The sequence below is a fragment of the Castellaniella caeni NBRC 101664 genome, assembly GCF_001592225.1.
Lineage (GTDB): Bacteria > Pseudomonadota > Gammaproteobacteria > Burkholderiales > Burkholderiaceae_B > Castellaniella > Castellaniella caeni.
In genome coordinates this window covers 81,471-97,463 of record NZ_BCWN01000012.1, presented here as the reverse complement: position 1 = coordinate 97,463, position 15,993 = coordinate 81,471, and the positions used below count along the sequence as shown (strand labels likewise).

The window sequence follows — 15,993 nt, the reverse complement described above, 5'->3', positions numbered from 1 at the left end:
TCGCTTCAGGGGCTTTGTCTTTTGTGCGCCCGATCGTGGGCGGGCAGGCCGCTGTCATAACGGTGAGCTAAGCCCAAACATCCTAAGAACTAGTCGTAATACCGTCATATTTTCCAGTCATAATGCTAAGTTATTGATTCGGAGTATGCATGACCACGTTTACCGCTGCCGACCTTTCTCGGCTGTCCGGGGTTGACCTCATCTTCACCGACGTAGACGATACGCTGACCCACCGCGGGCGGCTGTCGGCGCGCACCCTCGACGCCCTGGCGCGTCTGGCCGAGGCTGGCGTGCGCGTGGTGCCCGTCACCGGCGGCTGCGCGGGCTGGTGCGATCACCTGGTGCGCGCCTGGCCGGTGGCTGCGGTGATCGGCGAGAGCGGCGCCTTCCGTTTCCGGATGCGGCGTGATGGCGGGCTTGAACGCCGCTTCGTACGCCCGCTGAATGCCTTGCGCGCCGACCAGCAGCGCCTGCTGGCGATTGCCCACCAGGCCATCGAGCGCGTGCCCGCCGCGCGCCTGGCGCTCGATCAGGATTACCGCCTGGTGGACGTGGCGGTGGATCACGCCCAGGACATCCCCCCGCTGCCGCGCGAGCAGGTGCGGGTGCTCATCGACACCTTCCAGGCGGCGGGCGCCCACGCGCGGGCCAGCTCGATCCACGTCAATGCCTGGTTTGGCGAGCACGACAAGGCCACCATGGCTCGACAGGTGCTCGAACAGGATTTCGCCATCACGACCGATCGCGCCGCGCGGGTGCTGTTCATCGGCGATGCCCCCAACGACGAGACCATGTTCGGCGAGACGGCGCTGACGTTTGGCGTGGCCAACATCCGGCCCCACCTGGCATCCATGGCGCACACGCCGCGCTGGGTCTGCGAGGCGGCCTATGGCGACGGTTTCGTCGAAATGGCCGATTACGTTCTGGCCGCCCGTGCGGGGGCTCGGCAGTTGCCCGCGCCGCGCGTGCCGCTTGCCGTGGATATGCCGCCATGCTGATTGCCCAGATCACCGACCTGCACCTGCAGCACCAGCCCGGGCCGGATGGCATCCTGCCCGCCGAACACTTGCGCCAGGCCGTCGATAGCCTCAGGCAGTTGCCGACGCGCCCCGATCTCGTCGTCGTCACGGGCGACCTCACCGAGCACGGTGCGCCGGATGAATACGCGCTGCTGCGCGCCGGTCTGGCGCGCCTGGAGATGCCCTACCGGTTGATCCCGGGCAACCACGACCACACGGGGCAGCTGCGCGCGGCGTTTCCCGAGCTGGCCGAACTGGGGGTGGACGCGCGGTTCATCCAGTACGTGGACGATGCCTGGCCAGTGCGCCTGGTGGCGCTGGACACCACCGTGCCTGGCAAGGGCCACGGGGCCTTGTGCGCGGCGCGCCTGCAGTGGCTGGCAGACCGCCTGGCCGAAGCCCCGGCAGCGCCGACCGTCGTGCTCATGCACCACCCGCCGTTCGAGACGGGCATCCACCCCATGGATGCCATCGGCCTGCTTGAAGGCCGTGACGAGTTTGCGCGAATCGTTGCGGGCCATCACAATATCGAACGTATTCTGTGCGGCCACCTGCATCGCACCATGATGTGCCAGGTGGGTGGAGTGCTTGCCTGCACCTGCCCCAGCACGGTGCAGCAGATTCAACTCAATCTCGTGCCCTCCGCGCCTTTGGCCGCCCGCTTCGAGCCGCCGGGATACCAGCTGCATTGGGTGCGCCCCGGTCGCACCGTTACCCACCACGCCGTGGTGGGCCACTACGACTCCGTCTACTACGCCTGATACCTGATACGCCTGCCATGTCCGCCGTCATTCTGGAAAGCATCACCAAGCAGTACGGGGCCGCTCCCGCTGCCGTCAGCAACGTCAGCTTCGAGGTGCCCAGTGGCACGTTCACCGTGCTGCTCGGGCCGTCAGGCTGCGGCAAGTCCACCACGCTGCGCATGATCGCCGGGCTCGATACCCCCACGTCGGGACGCATCCTCATCGGCGACCGGGACGTCACCCAGCTGCCGCCCGCGCAACGCCGTATTTCGATGGTGTTTCAGTCGTATGCCCTGTTTCCGCACCTGTCGGTGCGGGAGAACATCCTCTTTGGCCTGAAGGTGCGCAAAGAGCCCGCGCGCGACTATGATCGGCGCCTGGGCTACGTGGCCGAGCTGCTGGGCCTGGCGCAGCTGCTCGATCGCAAGCCCGCGCAACTGTCGGGCGGGCAGCAGCAGCGCGTGGCCCTGGGGCGTGCGGTCATTTCCGAAGCACCCGTGTGCCTGATGGACGAGCCGCTGTCCAACCTGGACGCACAGCTGCGCCACGAAATGCGCCGCGAAATTCGCGGCCTGCAGCAAAAGCTGGGCATCACCATGATTTACGTCACGCACGACCAGACCGAGGCCATGAGCATGGCCGACCAGGTGGTGCTGCTGCAAGGCGGCAAGGTCGAACAGCTGGACGTGCCCGACCGGCTGTATGCCCGGCCGCGCACCGAATTTGCCGCGCGCTTCATCGGCACGCCGCCCATGAACCTGATGGCCCTGGCGGCGGACGGCAGCCGCATTGCGGGCTGCGAAATCCCCTTCGAGCAGCCGGTCAGCCCCTTGGCCCGCAAGCTGGGCGTGCGTCCCGAGCATATCCGCCTCACCCACATGGAAGGCGTGCCCGCCCGGGTGCAGGGGCTGGAATACTTTGGCGCCGACACCATCGTGGTGTGCACCGTGGGCGAGAACACCGGCATTACGTTGCGGGTGCCGGGACACTTACAGGCGCGCGTCGGCGAATCCGTGCGCCTGGCCTGGCCCGCCGAGGCCGAACATCTATTCGATCAATCGGGGCTTGCCATCCGGGCAGGCTCGTGAACTGGAGGACTTCCTGATGCAACGTTTCCTAGTGAAAGCCCTGACCCTCGGTGTGGCAGGCATGTTGGCAACCCTGCCGGCCTGGTCGCAGGCCGCGCCAGTCGAACTCGAATTCTATTATCCGGTGGCCGTGGGCGGCCCCATCACCAAGATCGTCGATGCGGCCGTGGACAAGTTCGAGGCAAGCCACCCGAACATCAAGGTCAAGTCGATCTATTCGGGCACCTACCAGGATTCCGTCGCCAAGGCGCTGACGGCCCAGAAGGGCGGCAACCCTCCGCAGTTGGCCGTGCTGCTGTCCACCGACATGTTCACCCTGATCGACCAGGACGCCATCGTGCCGATCGACAATTTCGTCAAGACCGATGAAGACAAGAAGTGGCTGGCCAGCTTCTACGACGCTTTCATGCAGAACAGCCGCACCGAGGGCAAGACCTGGGGGGTTCCCTTCCAGCGCTCGACCATCGTGATGTACTACAACAAGCAGATGTTCAAGAAGGCGGGGCTCGACCCCAACCAGCCGCCCGCCACCTGGGATCAGCTGGTGGCCGACGCCAAGAAGCTGACCGAAACCGACGCGAGCGGCCAGGTCACCCGCTGGGGGCTTGAGGTGCCGTCGGGCGGGGCCTTCGCCTACTGGTTGTTCCAGGCCTTCACCACCCCCAATGACGCCATCCTGATGAATTCGGAAGGCAACGAGGTGTACCTCGACAAGCCGGCGGTGGTCGAATCCCTGCAGTTCTGGCACGACCTGGCTTACAAAGACAAGGTGATGCCCACGGGCACGACCGACTGGGGCACCACGCCGCAAGACTTCCTGATGGGCAAGACGGCCATGATGTGGACGACCACGGGCAACCTCACCAACGTGCTGAAGAATGCCAAGTTCGACTTTGGCGTGGCCCCCATGCCCAAGGCCAAGCGCGGCGGCAGCCCCACGGGCGGTGGCAATTTCTATATCTTCAAGGACGCCACCCCCGAGCAGCAGCAGGCCGCCTTCGAATTCGCCAAGTGGATGACGACGCCCGAGAACGCGGCCCAGTGGAGCATCGACACGGGCTACGTGGCGGTCACCAAGGACGCCTGGGAGACCCCCAACATGAAGGCCTATCTGGGCCGTGTGCCGCAAGCCGCCGTGGCGCGCGACCAGCTGGCGGTCAGCGTGGCCGAATTCTCCACGCACGACAACCAGCGCGTCACCAAGTTGCTGAACGACAATCTGCAGGCCGTGCTGACCAACGCCAAGACGCCCGCCCAGGCCATGGCCGACGCCCAGGCCGGGGCCGATCGTCTGCTGCGTTCCTATCGTTGATCGTCCGCTCATGAAAACACGCGCTTCTTCCATGAACGCCGTCTATGGCTGGCTGCTGCTCTTGCCCGCCATGGTGCTGCTCATCGCCTTCACCCATTATCCAGCCCTGTCCACCCTGTGGCACAGTTTCTTCTCGACGCCGCGGGGCGCGCGACCCGCCCGCTTCGTCGGGCTGGACAATTATGCGGGCATGATCGAAGACCCGGTGTTCTGGGAAGCGCTCTGGAACAATCTGTACTTTGCCTTGGGCACCATCCCGCTGTCGATCCTGATCGCGCTCATCATGGCGCTGTGGGTCAATGGCAAGCTGCACGGGCGCGGGTTCTTGCGCATGGCGTATTTCACGCCCACCGTGCTGCCGATGGTGGCCGTGGCCAACATCTGGCTGTTCTTCTATACGCCGCAGTACGGGCTGCTGGATCAGATCGGCCAGCTGTTCGGCTTTTCGTCGGTCAACTGGCTGGGCAGCCAGGGCACGGTGCTGCCCGCCATCATGGCCGTCACCATCTGGAAAGAAGCCGGCTTTTTCATGATTTTCTACCTGGCGGCGCTGCAGCAGATCTCGCCCTCGGTGCGCGAGGCGGCGCTGCTCGAGGGCGCCTCGCGCTGGCAGTATTTCTGGCGCATTCTCCTGCCCCTGTTGATGCCGACGACGCTGTTCGTCTTCATCAACGCGCTCATCAACGCGTTCCGGGTCGTGGATCAGGTGGTGGTGATGACCAGCGGCGGGCCGGATAACGCCAGCATGCTGCTGCTGTTCTACATCTACCAGGTGGGTTTCCGCTTCTGGGATTCGGCCTATGCCGCCACGCTCACCGTGGTGCTGCTGGTGATTCTGGCGGTGACCGCCCTGGTGAATTTCAACTGGCTCGATCGCAAGACGCACTACCAATGAAGACAAACTGGCTCGATACCGTCGGGGCATGGCTTTTGGGCCTGCTGTGGTTTTTGCCGCTGGCCTACACCGTGTGGGCGGCATTTCACCCGGCGGCCTACGCCACCCGCTTCGATCTGACGGCGCCGCTGACGCTGGCCAATTTTGCGGCAGCCTGGCACGCGGCGCCCTTTGCGCATTACTTTCTCAATACCTTTTTGCTGGTGACCATGGTGCTGGCGGCGCAGTTCGTGCTGTGCACCCTGGCGGCCTACGCCTTTGCGCGCTTCGAGTTTCGCGGCAAAGACTTCATGTTCATGCTGGTGCTGCTGCAGCTCATGATCATGCCCGACGTGCTGATCGTCGAAAACTACCGCGAGATGAGCTGGCTGGGCATCAATGATTCCATCCTGGCCATCGGCCTGCCGTACTTCGCCTCGGCGTTTGGCATCTTTCTCTTGCGCCAGACCTTCAAACAGGTGCCGCGCGAACTCGAAGAGGCGGCGCGGGTCGAAGGCGCCGGGCCCTGGACGATCCTCATGCGCATCTACGTGCCGCTGGCCAAGCCCATCTACGTGGCGTACGGGCTGGTGTCGGTCAGCTATCACTGGAACAACTTTCTCTGGCCTCTGATCGTCACCAAGTCGGTGACGACGCGGCCCATCACGGTGGGCCTGCAGGTCTTTGCCGCAGGCGACCAGGGCATCGACTGGTCGATCATCACCGCAGCCACGCTGCTGAGCGCAGCCCCGTTGTTGGTGGCGTTTCTGCTCTTTCAACGTCAGTTCGTGCAGTCGTTCATGCGCGCGGGCATTCGTTGATCCGTGCCATGAAGACCCGGCACAGCGCTTCCATGCCGTGCCGGTCGTCTTCGTCAAAGCGGCCGGTCACGAAGCTGTCCACGTCCCATACGCCCAGCAGGGTGCCGTCGGTGTAGAACAAGGGCACCACGATTTCCGATTGCGAGGCCGAGTCGCAGGGGATGTGCCCGTCAAACTGGTTCACGTCATGCACCACCTGGGTCTGGCGTGTCTGGGCCGCCGTGCCGCAGACGCCCGCGCCCAGGGCGATGCGGATGCAGGCGGGCTTGCCCTGGAAGGGGCCCACGACCAGCTCGGTGCCGTCGAACAGATAGAAGCCCGACCAGTTCAGTTGCGGCAGGCTGTGGAACACCAGCGCGCTGAAGTTGGCGGCATTGGCGATGAGGCTGGTTTCGCCGGCGATCAGGCTGCGCGCCTGTTCGGCCAGGTCTGCGTAGTGTTCGGCCTTGCTGGCGTAGGTTTGGGAAGACAAGTGAAACATGGGGATCTCCATCGAAGTCCCGGCATGGCGGCGCTTTGCCGCCGTGCCGGGGGATTGTTGGGGTGAATCCCTGGCCCCGGCGATTGCCGGGGCCAGGCGCGGGCTCAGTGCGTCGTGCTGGCCGGTGCGGGCGCGGCGGGTGGCGCCGGGCCGTCCAGCGTGATCTGGTCGAAGTCGTTTACCAGGATGTCCAGCGCCACCTGCCAGTGGCCCGCCGTCGGCAGGGTGGGCAGGCTGACGCGCCAGAGCCCCCCGGACAGCAGCCGGGCGGGCCGCGTCAGCGCTTCGATGCCTTCGGCGGGATTGGTGAGCACGAGCGTGACCGCCTGGGCCGGAAAGGCCGCCTTGTCCGGCGTCTGCAGGCGGATCGACCAGATGTTGCCCGAATTGGGCGACAGCGTGGCGCGCACCTGGCGGTTTTCCAGCGTCTCCGGGAAGCCGAGGTTCTGCGTGGCTGTGCGCACCAGGCCCAGGCCGGCGTCGAGGCTGCGCGGCGGCGGTGTGAAGCGCCACAGCGAAAGTACGGCCAGCAGGACGACGGCGATCAGCGCTTCCAGCGCGATGCTGCGCACCAGGGACTGCCGCGCGCCGGGGGTGCCGCCGAGGCTGGCCTGGGTGAGGCGCCAGCGGTTGCGCGCGGCGATCGACAGCAGCAGGACGACCAGCACCAGCTTGGCCAGCAAAACGCGGCCATAGGCGGTGTGCCAGAGGTCGCCAGGCTGATCCAGCTGCAGGCCGGCGAGCACCAGTCCCGTGCCGATCAGCAGCATCACGACAGATGGGATCCAGCGCGCATAGCAGGCCAGGGGCATGATCGCCGATGGCCTGTCCAGCAGGTGCTGCGCCGCCGTGTGCCGGGCGGATGGCTCCCGCAGAGAACGCATCAGCGGCACCAGCGTACCCAGCCAGGCGATGGCCATGAGCCCGTGCACGGCCACGGCGGGCCGCGCCAGCCATTGTGGGCTGGCGGTGCTGGCGTGGCCGCTGGCGGCCAGCGAGACGGCGGCCAGCAGCGGGCTGGCGGCGGCCATGAGCCGCTGCAGCGGCCCTGCCGGGCGGCCAATGGCCTGGCTGGCCGCCAGCAGGGCCAGCAGCATCAGGCCCAGCGTCCAAGCATAGCGGCTGTCAAGCGCGGTCTGCCAGACGTCGAGCCCGACCAGGCCCGACCAGGGCGCGCCGCGCAGATCCAGCCCCTGCAGGACCAGGCTGACGGGCAGGAGCGCGATGCCCAGCTTGACGAAGGGACGGGCCCAGCCTTGCGTGTCGGCGGGGTTGAGCAGGCGGAAGAGGGCTGCGCCGCTGGCGGCGAACAGGCACAGATAGCCGAGCCAGCGGGCCAGCCAGATGAGGTCGTCGCGCGCCGTGGAGGTGCCTGTGTCCTGGGCGAGGCCTTGGGCGCTGGGCGTGCCGATGGCGTAATCCAGCGCGCCACCGACCGGATGCCCGTCGGCGGACACCACGCGCCAGCTGAGCAGGTAGGTGCCTGTGGCTGGGTCGGCGGGCACCGGAATGCGGATTTCCGTGGGGGCGTCCTGAATGACGTGCGTGGCGAGCCTGGCCCCGCTGGGGTCGATGAGCTGGACTTGCGTGACCGTGATGGCTTCGTTGAAGGCCAGGCTGATTTCAGTCGGGGCCTGGGCAAGCACGGCGCCGGGGGTGAGCGAGGTGGCGACGAGCGCCGCGTGCCCCCACACGATCTGGGGCCAGAGGATCAGGCACCAGAAAAATGGCAAAAGGCGTTTCAAGGCGAACCTGCGCTCAGTGGTGGTGGCCGGTGCTCGTGGGGGCGGTCAGCTTGAGGCCGGGGGCGGGGCCATCGGCGTGCGCCTTGCCCGAGGTGTCGATCCAGCGGGCGACGCCTTTTTTGCATTCTTGTACGACGGGAAAATACAGGGTGTCGCCCACCTTGAGCGTGGAGGCCAGGGTGGCGCGGAAGGTGAATTCGTCGTACCAGGCATCGGGCAGGTCGCCCGTCCAGGCGATTTCGCGCACGCCGCCCGCGGCGTCCGGGGTGACGGCCAGCGTCCAGCCCGCCTTGGGCTGTGGCTTGGCGCTGAGTACGCCTTCGGGGATGCGCACGCGGATGCGGGTCGTGTCCGAGCCCTCGCAGCCGTGGCCCACCTGCAAGACGGCCTTGACCGTGCCGCCGACGGCGGCCTGGTGGTTTTCAAAGGTGATGTGGGCCTGGGCCGCGGAAACCATGCCGACCAGGAAAAGGGGGCTGATCAGGAGTGCGAACTTCATCGAACGAACCTAGTGTGACGGGTAGAAAGGGCGCCGGGGACGGCGGCCAAAAAGGCTGCGCCGGGCCCGCGCCGGATGCCGACGCACCGGCGCGGGCCCGGCGTGGGGAGCGTGCCGCTGCGGGCCAGCGACAAGTATAGGCGCATCCGCCGGGCGCGCGGCTTGTCGCTGGTCGGGGGCGTGTTGCTTTCCGTGTATATTGTCAGAGTCTTGGCCCTTTCTTCTCGCCGACAGGCCGCGCCGACCACCGTGCGCCGCCCGGGCGAGCATTCCATGTCCGATCTGTCCGATCATCATTTGCTGGAAACCCGGCTGTCCAGCGAAGTGCTGTGCGAGGGTGGCTTCCTGAAGGCGCGCCGCGATACCGTGCGCCTGCCCGATGGCGGCACCTCTACGCGCGAATACATCATCCACCCGGGGGCCGTGGTGGTCATCCCGCTGCTTGATGACGACCATGTGCTGCTGGAGCGCCAGTTCCGCTATCCCGTTGGGCGCGTGATGACCGAATTTCCGGCGGGCAAGCTCGAACCCGACGAAGACCCCTGGCTCTGCGCCCAGCGCGAACTTCTGGAAGAAACCGGCTATGCCGCCGGGCAGTGGGCGCACGCGGGCGACCTGCACCTGGCGATCGCCTATTCCACCGAGGTGATCCACGTCTTTTTCGCCCGCGACCTGCGGGCCGGGCCGCGCCACCTTGATGTGGACGAATTTCTCGATACGCATGCCCTGTCGGACGAGGCCTTTTTCGAGGCCTGCCGCCGGGGCGGCGTGACGGACGCCAAGACGCTCAGCTGCGCCCTGTGGCTGCAGAATGTGCGTTCGGGCGCCTGGGCGCTGGACTGGCAGCTGGTGTAGACGGCCGATATGCGGTCATGCCCAGCGGCTGCGCAGCAGCGCGCGGGCTGACGCGCCACACAGGCCCGCAAACCTCGCGCGTTTCTGTTTCCGTTTCTTTCAGTCCCGGGATTCTTCTACATAGGGCTGGAACTGGCCGGTTGCGGGGTCACGGATGAAGAGCACCCCGGTGGCGACGCCGAAATAGGCGCCGTGCAAGGTCAGGGTGCCCGCCGCGACCCGTTCGCGCACGGCGGGGAAGGTCATGAGGTTGTCCAGGCTGTACTCGACGACGCCCCATTCCATCCGGCGGATCCACTCGGCGCGCGCGCCCGTTTGCGGGCCGACTTTGTCCGCCACGGGCTTGATCTGCGACATCCACTTGCCGATGAAGTCCGGCTTGGAGAGCGGCTCGGCCTTGTTGGCGTAGGCCGCCACGCCGCCGCAGCTGGCGTGCCCCATGACGACGATGTGGCCGACTTCCAGGGCGTTGACGCAAAATTCGATGCAGGCGCTGGTGCCGTGAAAGGCGGTCTCGGGGTGCTCGTCGCAGGGCGGCACGATGCCAGCGATGTTGCGTACCACGAACATTTCGCCGGGGCCGGCGTCGAAAATGGTTTCGGGCGCGACGCGCGAGTCGCCGCAGGTGATGAGCATGATGTCGGGATGCTGGCCGTGCTCGGCCAGGTCGAGGTAGCGGGCGCGTTCCGCGGCAAGGCGGCCATGCAGGAAGGAGGTATAGCCATCGGTGAGGCGTTTCGGGAACACGGTGGATGTCCTTTCTCTTGGTCTGGAGGGGGATTTTACGGCCTGCAGGCCACTCGGATGAAACAGGCAAAAAACCGTCCGCAGGGACGGTGTCAGTGCCAGCGCTCTCCCCACGGAGCGGCCTGCAGGCCGCTCCGGTTCGACAGGCTGCCAATAGCCCGCAGGGGCTATTGGCAGTCCTGTCTCACCCCGAGTTTCTCAGGCCGGCGGCGATGCCGTTGATGGTCATGTGGATGGCGCGCTGGTCGCGGGATTCCTGTTCGTTGGCGCGGTGGGCCGAGGCCGTGCCCGAGCGCATGCGGCGCAGGAGTTCGACTTGCAGGTGGTTGAGCGGGTCGATGTAGGCGAAGCGTTCGGCCAGGGCGGCGCGCAGGGGCTCGTCGTGGGCCAGCAGTTCGTGGCCGGTGATGGTTTCGAACGCCTGGCGCGTGCGGTGGTATTCGGCCTCGATGCGCGGGAAGATGGCCTCGCGCACGGCGGCGTCGGGCACGAGTTCGGCGTAGGCCTTGCCGATGATGAGATCGGTCTTGGCCAGCACCTGTTCCATATTGGAGAGCAGCGTGCGAAAGAACGGCCAGTCGTGTGCCATGGATTGCAGGCGTTGCGCGCGCTGCGCGCGGCTGAGGGCCTGATCCGGGCCGCCTTCGTCGAGATAGCGGGCGAGGGCGGTGCCCATGCCGTACCAGCCGGGCAGCGGCAGGCGGCACTGGGCCCAGGAAAATGACCAGGGGATGGCGCGCAGGTCTTCGATGCGCTGCATGGCCTTGCGCGACGAGGGGCGCGAGCCGATGTTGAGCCCGGCGATTTCACGGATGGGCGTGGAGGCGAAGAAATAATCGGTGAAGCCTTCCGTGCCGTAGACCAGGTCGCGGTAGGCCTGGCGGGCGATGTCGGACATCCAGGCCATGGCCTCGCCGTACTGGGCCGCGTGCTGGTCTTCGTGTTGCGTGGTCGGCGTGCCCGCCAGGCTGGCTTCGAGCGTGGCGGCGACGAAAAGTTCGAGGTGCGAGCGACCCACCTCGGCGTCTTTGTAGCGGCTTTGGATGATCTCGCCCTGCTCGGTGAGGCGGATCTGGTTGTTGACGGTGCCCGGGGGCTGCGACAGGATGGAGTTGTAGCTGGGGCCGCCGCCCCGGCCCACCGAGCCGCCGCGCCCGTGAAACAGGCGCAGGCGCGTGTGGTGTTTTTTGAAGACCTCGACCAGCCGCCGCTCGGTCTGGTAGAGCGACCAGTTGGACGTCAGATAGCCGCCGTCTTTGTTGCTGTCGGAGTAGCCCAGCATGACTTCCTGGATGCCGTGCTGCGCCTCGCGCACCCGCCCGCCGACTTCGGGCAGCGAGAGCCAGGCGTCCATGATTTCCGGGCCGCGTTCGAGGTCGGGGATGGTTTCAAAGAGCGGCACCACCATCAGGCCTTCTTGTGCGGTGGCATGCGCGATGGTGGGTGCCAGCAGCCCGGTTTCCTGTTGCAGCACCAGCACTTCGAGCAGGTCGCTGAGTGTTTCGGTATGCGAGATGATGTACTGGCGCAGGGCCGCGGCCCCGAAGCGGCGGCGGCAGTCGGCCGCCATGCGCAGGATGGCCAGCTCTTTGCTGGTTTCGGCGGAATATTCGACCCAGGGCGACACCAGGGGGCGCGGTTCGCCGAGTTCTTGCCGCAGCACGCGGATGCGTTCGTCTTCGGACAGCCTGGCGTAGCACACGGGCTGGCCGTCGAGTGTGACGCCCGCGTGGCGCATCAGCTCGTCGAGCACGCGCTCGTGCACGTCCGATGTTTGCCGCAGATCGACCGTGGCCAGATGGAAGCCAAAGATTTCGACGGCCTGGCACAGGTGGGCCAAGCGCAGGCGCGCGACCAGTGCGCCGTGGTGGCCGTCGAGCGATTCGCACACGGTGCGCAGGTCGGCGGCCAGTTCGGCGGCGCTGGCGTACACCGGCGCGTCGTAGCTGTTGCGCCGCGCCAGGCGGCGGCCCGTGAGCGCCACGGCGCTGGCCGCGAGCCGGGCATAGATGTGGATGCAGGCGCGCCGGTAGGGTTCGTCCTGCCGGTGGCTGGAGGGATCCTGGCTGGCTGCCGCCAGTTTGGCCAGGGCGGGCGTCACCTGCGTGAGCGACTGCGAGACCGAGAGTTCGACCCCCAGTTCGTGGACTTCGGTGAGGTAGTAGCGCAGGACGTGCGCGCACTGGCGCAGCAGCGCCTGTTCGAGCGTGTCGGCGTTGACGTTGGGGTTGCCGTCGCGGTCGCCGCCAATCCAGCTGCCCATGTGCACGAAGGGCGGCAGCGGGGTGTTGTCCACGTCGAACACGGATTTGGCCGGTTTGCGCAGCAGGGCGTTCATGTCGAGGTGCAGCTGCGGCAGGGTGCTGAAGAAGGTGCTGGTGTAGTAAGTGAGCGCGTTGTCGATTTCGTCCAGCACGGTGAGCTTGGTCTGGCGCAGCATGCGCGTTTGCCAGAGCGCGGCGATCAGCCCGGTGAGCCGTTCGTGCGTGTGGGCGGTTTCTTGTGGGCTTTGCAGGCCGTCGAGCAGACGCAGGTGCTGGGCAATGGCCTGGTGCAGGTCGAGGGTGCTCTTGCGCTGCACTTCGGTGGGGTGGGCGGTGAGCACCGGCACGATGCAGGCCTGGGTCAGGTGCTGGCGGATCTGCTTGCCCGACAGGCCGTCGGCGGTGAGCTGCTCGACCGTGTGCCGCAGGCTGCCAGGGGTGGCCGTGCCTTCGGTTTGCCATTGCAGGCGCTGGCGGCGGGTCTGGTCGCGGTCTTCGGCGATGTTCGACAGGTGCAGGAAATAGCTGAACGCGCGCACCACCGAGTTGGCCTCGCCGTCGGCCAGGTGGCGGATTTGCTGCTCGAGCGTGCGCCCGTCGCTGGCCAGCCCCTCGCGGCGAAACTTCACCGCGGCCCGGCGCAGTTTTTCGATGACGTCGAAGACGGCGCGGCCCTCGCACTCGCGGATGACCTCTCCCAACGTTCGTCCCAGGAGTCGGATATCCTGTCGCAAGGGAGAAATGGCGTCGGCTGGTGCGGAAGGCTTCACGGGGTCTCCAGGAGGTTGCTGATTTGAAGGGGGCTGCCCGGACGGGCAGCGTCACTTATCATAAGCGCATTAGGCCGAAGGCCGCAGGGCGTATATGACGCTTATTGATGATGACTGTGTGATGACTGTGAAATTTGAACAAACCGCGCAATCACCGCGACAGGTACTGGGCCATACCCTGTTTCACGGGGTGCCCGAAGACGTCGTGCAGCTGCTGCTGCGCGATGCCGCCATCCTGCACGTGCAGGCCGCCGAGGTGCTGTTTCGCGAGGGCGAGGACGCCGTCGAGTACCTGTACGTGCTCAGCGGCAGCGTCGAGGTGCTGCGCCATACGCAAGACGCCCAGGAACGCGTGTTCCAGATTTTCCAGCCTGGGCAGCTGCTGGCCGAGACCGCCATGTTCATGACGCATGGCCGCTATCCCATGGAGGCGCGCGCCCGCAGCGACGGCGTGGTGCAGTGTCTCAAGCGCGCCGGGCTGCAAGAGGCCGTGCGTCTGTGGCCCGAGCTGGCCAAGCGGCTGCTGACGCGCCTGAGCGACCGGGTCTATGCGCGGGTGAACGAGGTCGAGTGGTACAGCGAGAGCACGGCGGCGCAGCGCCTGGCCGACTACCTGCTGCGCCTGTCGGGCGGCACACGGCAAAGCGTGCATCTGCCCCTCACGCAGCGTCAGCTGGCGGTGCATCTGGGGGTGCGAGCCGAGACGCTCAGCCGCCTGCTGGCCGATTGGGTGTCGCAGGGCAGGATAGCCGGGGCCCGGCGCAACTGGGTTCTGCTCGATCCCGAATTCCTCGAAACGCTCGTCCAGGCGGCCCGGCGACGTTTTTGAGCGGGGTTGCGGTGCTTGCCCGGTGCGCGTTCTGCCGGGTGGCCTGCTGGCCTTCTTGGGAAGCCCGTCCTGCGGCTATTGGCGTCAATAGCCGTATTTTCAAGCGGCCATTCCTGCAATGCGCATCAACAAGCCGTAAACTTGAAGATTGTTTGCCGATATAACCCGTAAGGATTCGATCATGTCCAAGCCTCTGCGCTCATCCCACATCACCCAGGGTGTGGCTCGTGCCCCCAACCGCTCCATGTACTACGCCCTGGGCTATACCGAGGACGACTTCAACAAGCCCATGATCGGCATCGCCAACGGGCAAAGCACCATCACCCCCTGTAACAGCGGCCTGCAGCCCCTGGCCGACGCGGCCAACGAAGCCATCAAGGCGGCGGGCGGCAATCCGCAGATGTTCGGCACCCCCACCATTTCCGACGGCATGGCCATGGGCACCGAAGGCATGAAGTATTCGCTGGTGTCGCGCGAAGTCATCGCCGACTGCGTCGAAACCTGCGTGCAAGGCCAGTGGATGGATGGCGTGCTGGTGATCGGCGGCTGCGACAAGAACATGCCGGGCGGCATGATGGGCATGTTGCGCGCCAACGTGCCTTCCATCTATGTGTATGGCGGCACCATCCTGCCGGGCAGCTACTGCGGGCAAGACCTCAACATCGTCAGCGTCTTCGAAGCCGTGGGCGAGCACGCCGCCGGGCGCATGTCCGAGGTCGATCTGCACAACATCGAAACCCACGCCATTCCGTGCAGCGGTTCGTGCGGCGGCATGTACACGGCCAACACCATGAGCTCTTCCTTCGAAGCCATGGGCATGAGCCTGCCGTATTCGTCCACCATGGCCAACGTGCACCAGGAAAAGATCGACTCCGCCGCCGAATCGGCCCGGGTGCTCATCGAGGCCGTCAAGAAAGACATCAAGCCGCGCGACATCGTCACGCGCAAGTCCATCGAAAACGCCGTGGCCGTGGTCATGGCCACGGGCGGCTCCACCAATGCCGTGCTGCATATCCTGGCCATCGCCCACGCCGCCGAGGTCGAATGGACGATCGACGACTTCGAACGCGTGCGTCGTCGCGTGCCCGTCATCTGCGACCTCAAGCCCAGCGGCAAGTATCTGGTGGTCGATTTCCACCAGGCGGGCGGCATTCCGCAAGTGATGAAGCTGCTGCTCAACGCCGGCCTGCTGCATGGCGACTGCATGACCATCACCGGCAAGACCATTGCCGAGACGCTGGCCGACATCCCCGACGTGCCGCGCGCCGACCAGGACGTCATCCACACGCTCGACAAGGCCCTGTATCCCGAAGGCCACCTGGCGATTCTCAAGGGCAACCTGGCCGAACTGGGCGCCGTGGCCAAGATCACCGGCCTGAAGAACCCGGCCATCACCGGCCCGGCGCGCGTCTTCAACGACGAGCAATCCGCCATGGACGCCATTCTGGCAGGCCAGATTCACGCGGGCGACGTCATGGTGCTGCGCTACCTGGGGCCCAAGGGCGGCCCGGGCATGCCCGAAATGCTGGCCCCCACCAGCGCGCTGGTGGGCGAGGGCCTGGGCGATTCCGTCGGCCTCATCACCGACGGGCGCTTCTCGGGCGGCACCTGGGGCATGGTCGTGGGCCACGTGGCTCCCGAGGCGGCCACGGGCGGCACCATTGCGCTGGTCGAAGAGGGCGATTCCATCACCATCGACGCGCACAAGCAGCTTTTGCAGGTCAATGTGTCCGACGAGGTGCTGGCCAAGCGCCGCGCGGCCTGGACGCCGCCTGCGCCGCGCTACACGCGCGGCGTGCAGGCCAAGTTCGCCTTCAACTGCTCGGATGCCAGCCTGGGCGCCGTGCTCGACCGCTTCGACGACCGCTCCTGAACCGCCGCCCGGGCTGACCGCGTCCGGGCGCGGGGTCGCGCTGGCGCCAAAGCCCGCGTGTTGGCCGGTGTGT

14 protein-coding genes are annotated in these 15,993 nt (G+C 66.4%); 9 read left to right on the top strand and 5 right to left on the bottom strand.

The annotated features are described in order from the left end of the window. The first annotated feature begins 149 nt into the window (after window positions 1–149). From CCA01S_RS09295 to CCA01S_RS09270, 6 genes are read left to right on the top strand one after another with little or no spacing between them, the layout of a single operon-like run. A complete protein-coding gene (locus tag CCA01S_RS09295) occupies window positions 150–998 on the top strand; it encodes an HAD family hydrolase (RefSeq protein WP_084386644.1) in 849 nt (282 codons plus the stop codon). Next, window positions 992–1,780: a phosphodiesterase gene (locus tag CCA01S_RS09290; RefSeq protein ID WP_066457343.1), complete on the top strand. Its 789-nt coding sequence runs from the start codon at window positions 992–994 to the stop codon at window positions 1,778–1,780. Before CCA01S_RS09295 ends, CCA01S_RS09290 begins: the two co-directional genes overlap by 7 nt. Window positions 1,781–1,797: 17 nt before the next feature. Next, window positions 1,798–2,850 carry an ABC transporter ATP-binding protein gene (locus tag CCA01S_RS09285; RefSeq protein WP_066457341.1) on the top strand — a complete coding sequence of 351 codons (1,053 nt, stop codon included), beginning with the start codon at window positions 1,798–1,800 and terminating at the stop codon, window positions 2,848–2,850. Window positions 2,851–2,866: 16 nt separating this feature from the next. After that, the gene (locus tag CCA01S_RS09280) at window positions 2,867–4,162 is read left to right on the top strand and encodes an ABC transporter substrate-binding protein (protein ID WP_066457340.1); all 1,296 of its coding nucleotides are present in this window, start codon (window positions 2,867–2,869) and stop codon (window positions 4,160–4,162) included. A gap of 10 nt (window positions 4,163–4,172) precedes the next feature. Then, a complete protein-coding gene (locus CCA01S_RS09275; protein ID WP_066457338.1) occupies window positions 4,173–5,057 on the top strand; it encodes a carbohydrate ABC transporter permease in 885 nt (294 codons plus the stop codon). Continuing rightward, window positions 5,054–5,857 (top strand): carbohydrate ABC transporter permease, encoded by an 804-nt coding sequence (locus CCA01S_RS09270; RefSeq protein ID WP_066457332.1) that lies wholly within the window; start codon window positions 5,054–5,056, stop codon window positions 5,855–5,857. The genes CCA01S_RS09275 and CCA01S_RS09270 overlap by 4 nt, the downstream gene beginning before the upstream one ends. On the opposite strand, the gene msrC is transcribed toward CCA01S_RS09270, so the two are convergent. The 3 genes from msrC to CCA01S_RS09255 form a co-directional block, all read right to left on the bottom strand. Further along, a complete protein-coding gene (gene msrC / locus CCA01S_RS09265; RefSeq protein ID WP_066457329.1) occupies window positions 5,835–6,338 on the bottom strand; it encodes a free L-methionine (R)-S-oxide reductase MsrC in 504 nt (167 codons plus the stop codon). The genes CCA01S_RS09270 and msrC overlap by 23 nt on opposite strands. 104 nt (window positions 6,339–6,442) lie before the next feature. After that, entirely contained in the window at window positions 6,443–8,083 is a 1,641-nt protein-coding gene (locus CCA01S_RS09260) for a copper resistance CopC/CopD family protein (RefSeq protein WP_084386643.1), read from the bottom strand. Window positions 8,084–8,096: 13 nt separating this feature from the next. Next, complete coding sequence (locus tag CCA01S_RS09255) at window positions 8,097–8,582, bottom strand: YcnI family copper-binding membrane protein (protein ID WP_066457327.1); 486 nt, start codon at window positions 8,580–8,582, stop codon at window positions 8,097–8,099. 273 nt (window positions 8,583–8,855) lie between these two features. On the opposite strand from CCA01S_RS09255, the gene CCA01S_RS09250 reads away from it, so the two are divergent. Then, the gene (locus CCA01S_RS09250) at window positions 8,856–9,437 is read left to right on the top strand and encodes an NUDIX domain-containing protein (RefSeq protein WP_066457383.1); all 582 of its coding nucleotides are present in this window, start codon (window positions 8,856–8,858) and stop codon (window positions 9,435–9,437) included. A gap of 99 nt (window positions 9,438–9,536) precedes the next feature. On the opposite strand, the gene CCA01S_RS09245 is transcribed toward CCA01S_RS09250, so the two are convergent. Together CCA01S_RS09245 and ppc are read right to left on the bottom strand one after the other, a co-directional pair. Further along, complete coding sequence (locus CCA01S_RS09245; protein WP_066457325.1) at window positions 9,537–10,184, bottom strand: carbonic anhydrase; 648 nt, start codon at window positions 10,182–10,184, stop codon at window positions 9,537–9,539. Between the two features lie 184 nt (window positions 10,185–10,368). After that, the gene (ppc, locus tag CCA01S_RS09240; protein ID WP_066457309.1) at window positions 10,369–13,218 is read right to left on the bottom strand and encodes a phosphoenolpyruvate carboxylase; all 2,850 of its coding nucleotides are present in this window, start codon (window positions 13,216–13,218) and stop codon (window positions 10,369–10,371) included. A gap of 121 nt (window positions 13,219–13,339) precedes the next feature. Between ppc and CCA01S_RS09235 the strand changes: the two genes are divergently transcribed. Both CCA01S_RS09235 and ilvD read left to right on the top strand, forming a co-directional pair. Continuing rightward, window positions 13,340–14,047 (top strand): Crp/Fnr family transcriptional regulator, encoded by a 708-nt coding sequence (locus tag CCA01S_RS09235; RefSeq protein WP_066457306.1) that lies wholly within the window; start codon window positions 13,340–13,342, stop codon window positions 14,045–14,047. Window positions 14,048–14,228: 181 nt separating this feature from the next. Next, the gene (ilvD, locus tag CCA01S_RS09230) at window positions 14,229–15,920 is read left to right on the top strand and encodes a dihydroxy-acid dehydratase (protein ID WP_066457303.1); all 1,692 of its coding nucleotides are present in this window, start codon (window positions 14,229–14,231) and stop codon (window positions 15,918–15,920) included. Window positions 15,921–15,993 lie beyond the last annotated feature (73 nt).

Coding starts and splice junctions, on each gene's coding strand:
- CCA01S_RS09295 (WP_084386644.1), top strand. CDS start 150: ATGACCACGTTTACCGCTGCCGACCTTTCTCGGCTGTCCGGGGTTGAC.
- CCA01S_RS09290 (WP_066457343.1), top strand. CDS start 992: ATGCTGATTGCCCAGATCACCGACCTGCACCTGCAGCACCAGCCCGGG.
- CCA01S_RS09285 (WP_066457341.1), top strand. CDS start 1,798: ATGTCCGCCGTCATTCTGGAAAGCATCACCAAGCAGTACGGGGCCGCT.
- CCA01S_RS09280 (WP_066457340.1), top strand. CDS start 2,867: ATGCAACGTTTCCTAGTGAAAGCCCTGACCCTCGGTGTGGCAGGCATG.
- CCA01S_RS09275 (WP_066457338.1), top strand. CDS start 4,173: ATGAAAACACGCGCTTCTTCCATGAACGCCGTCTATGGCTGGCTGCTG.
- CCA01S_RS09270 (WP_066457332.1), top strand. CDS start 5,054: ATGAAGACAAACTGGCTCGATACCGTCGGGGCATGGCTTTTGGGCCTG.
- msrC (WP_066457329.1), bottom strand. CDS start 6,338: ATGTTTCACTTGTCTTCCCAAACCTACGCCAGCAAGGCCGAACACTAC.
- CCA01S_RS09255 (WP_066457327.1), bottom strand. CDS start 8,582: ATGAAGTTCGCACTCCTGATCAGCCCCCTTTTCCTGGTCGGCATGGTT.
- CCA01S_RS09250 (WP_066457383.1), top strand. CDS start 8,856: ATGTCCGATCTGTCCGATCATCATTTGCTGGAAACCCGGCTGTCCAGC.
- CCA01S_RS09235 (WP_066457306.1), top strand. CDS start 13,340: ATGACTGTGAAATTTGAACAAACCGCGCAATCACCGCGACAGGTACTG.
- ilvD (WP_066457303.1), top strand. CDS start 14,229: ATGTCCAAGCCTCTGCGCTCATCCCACATCACCCAGGGTGTGGCTCGT.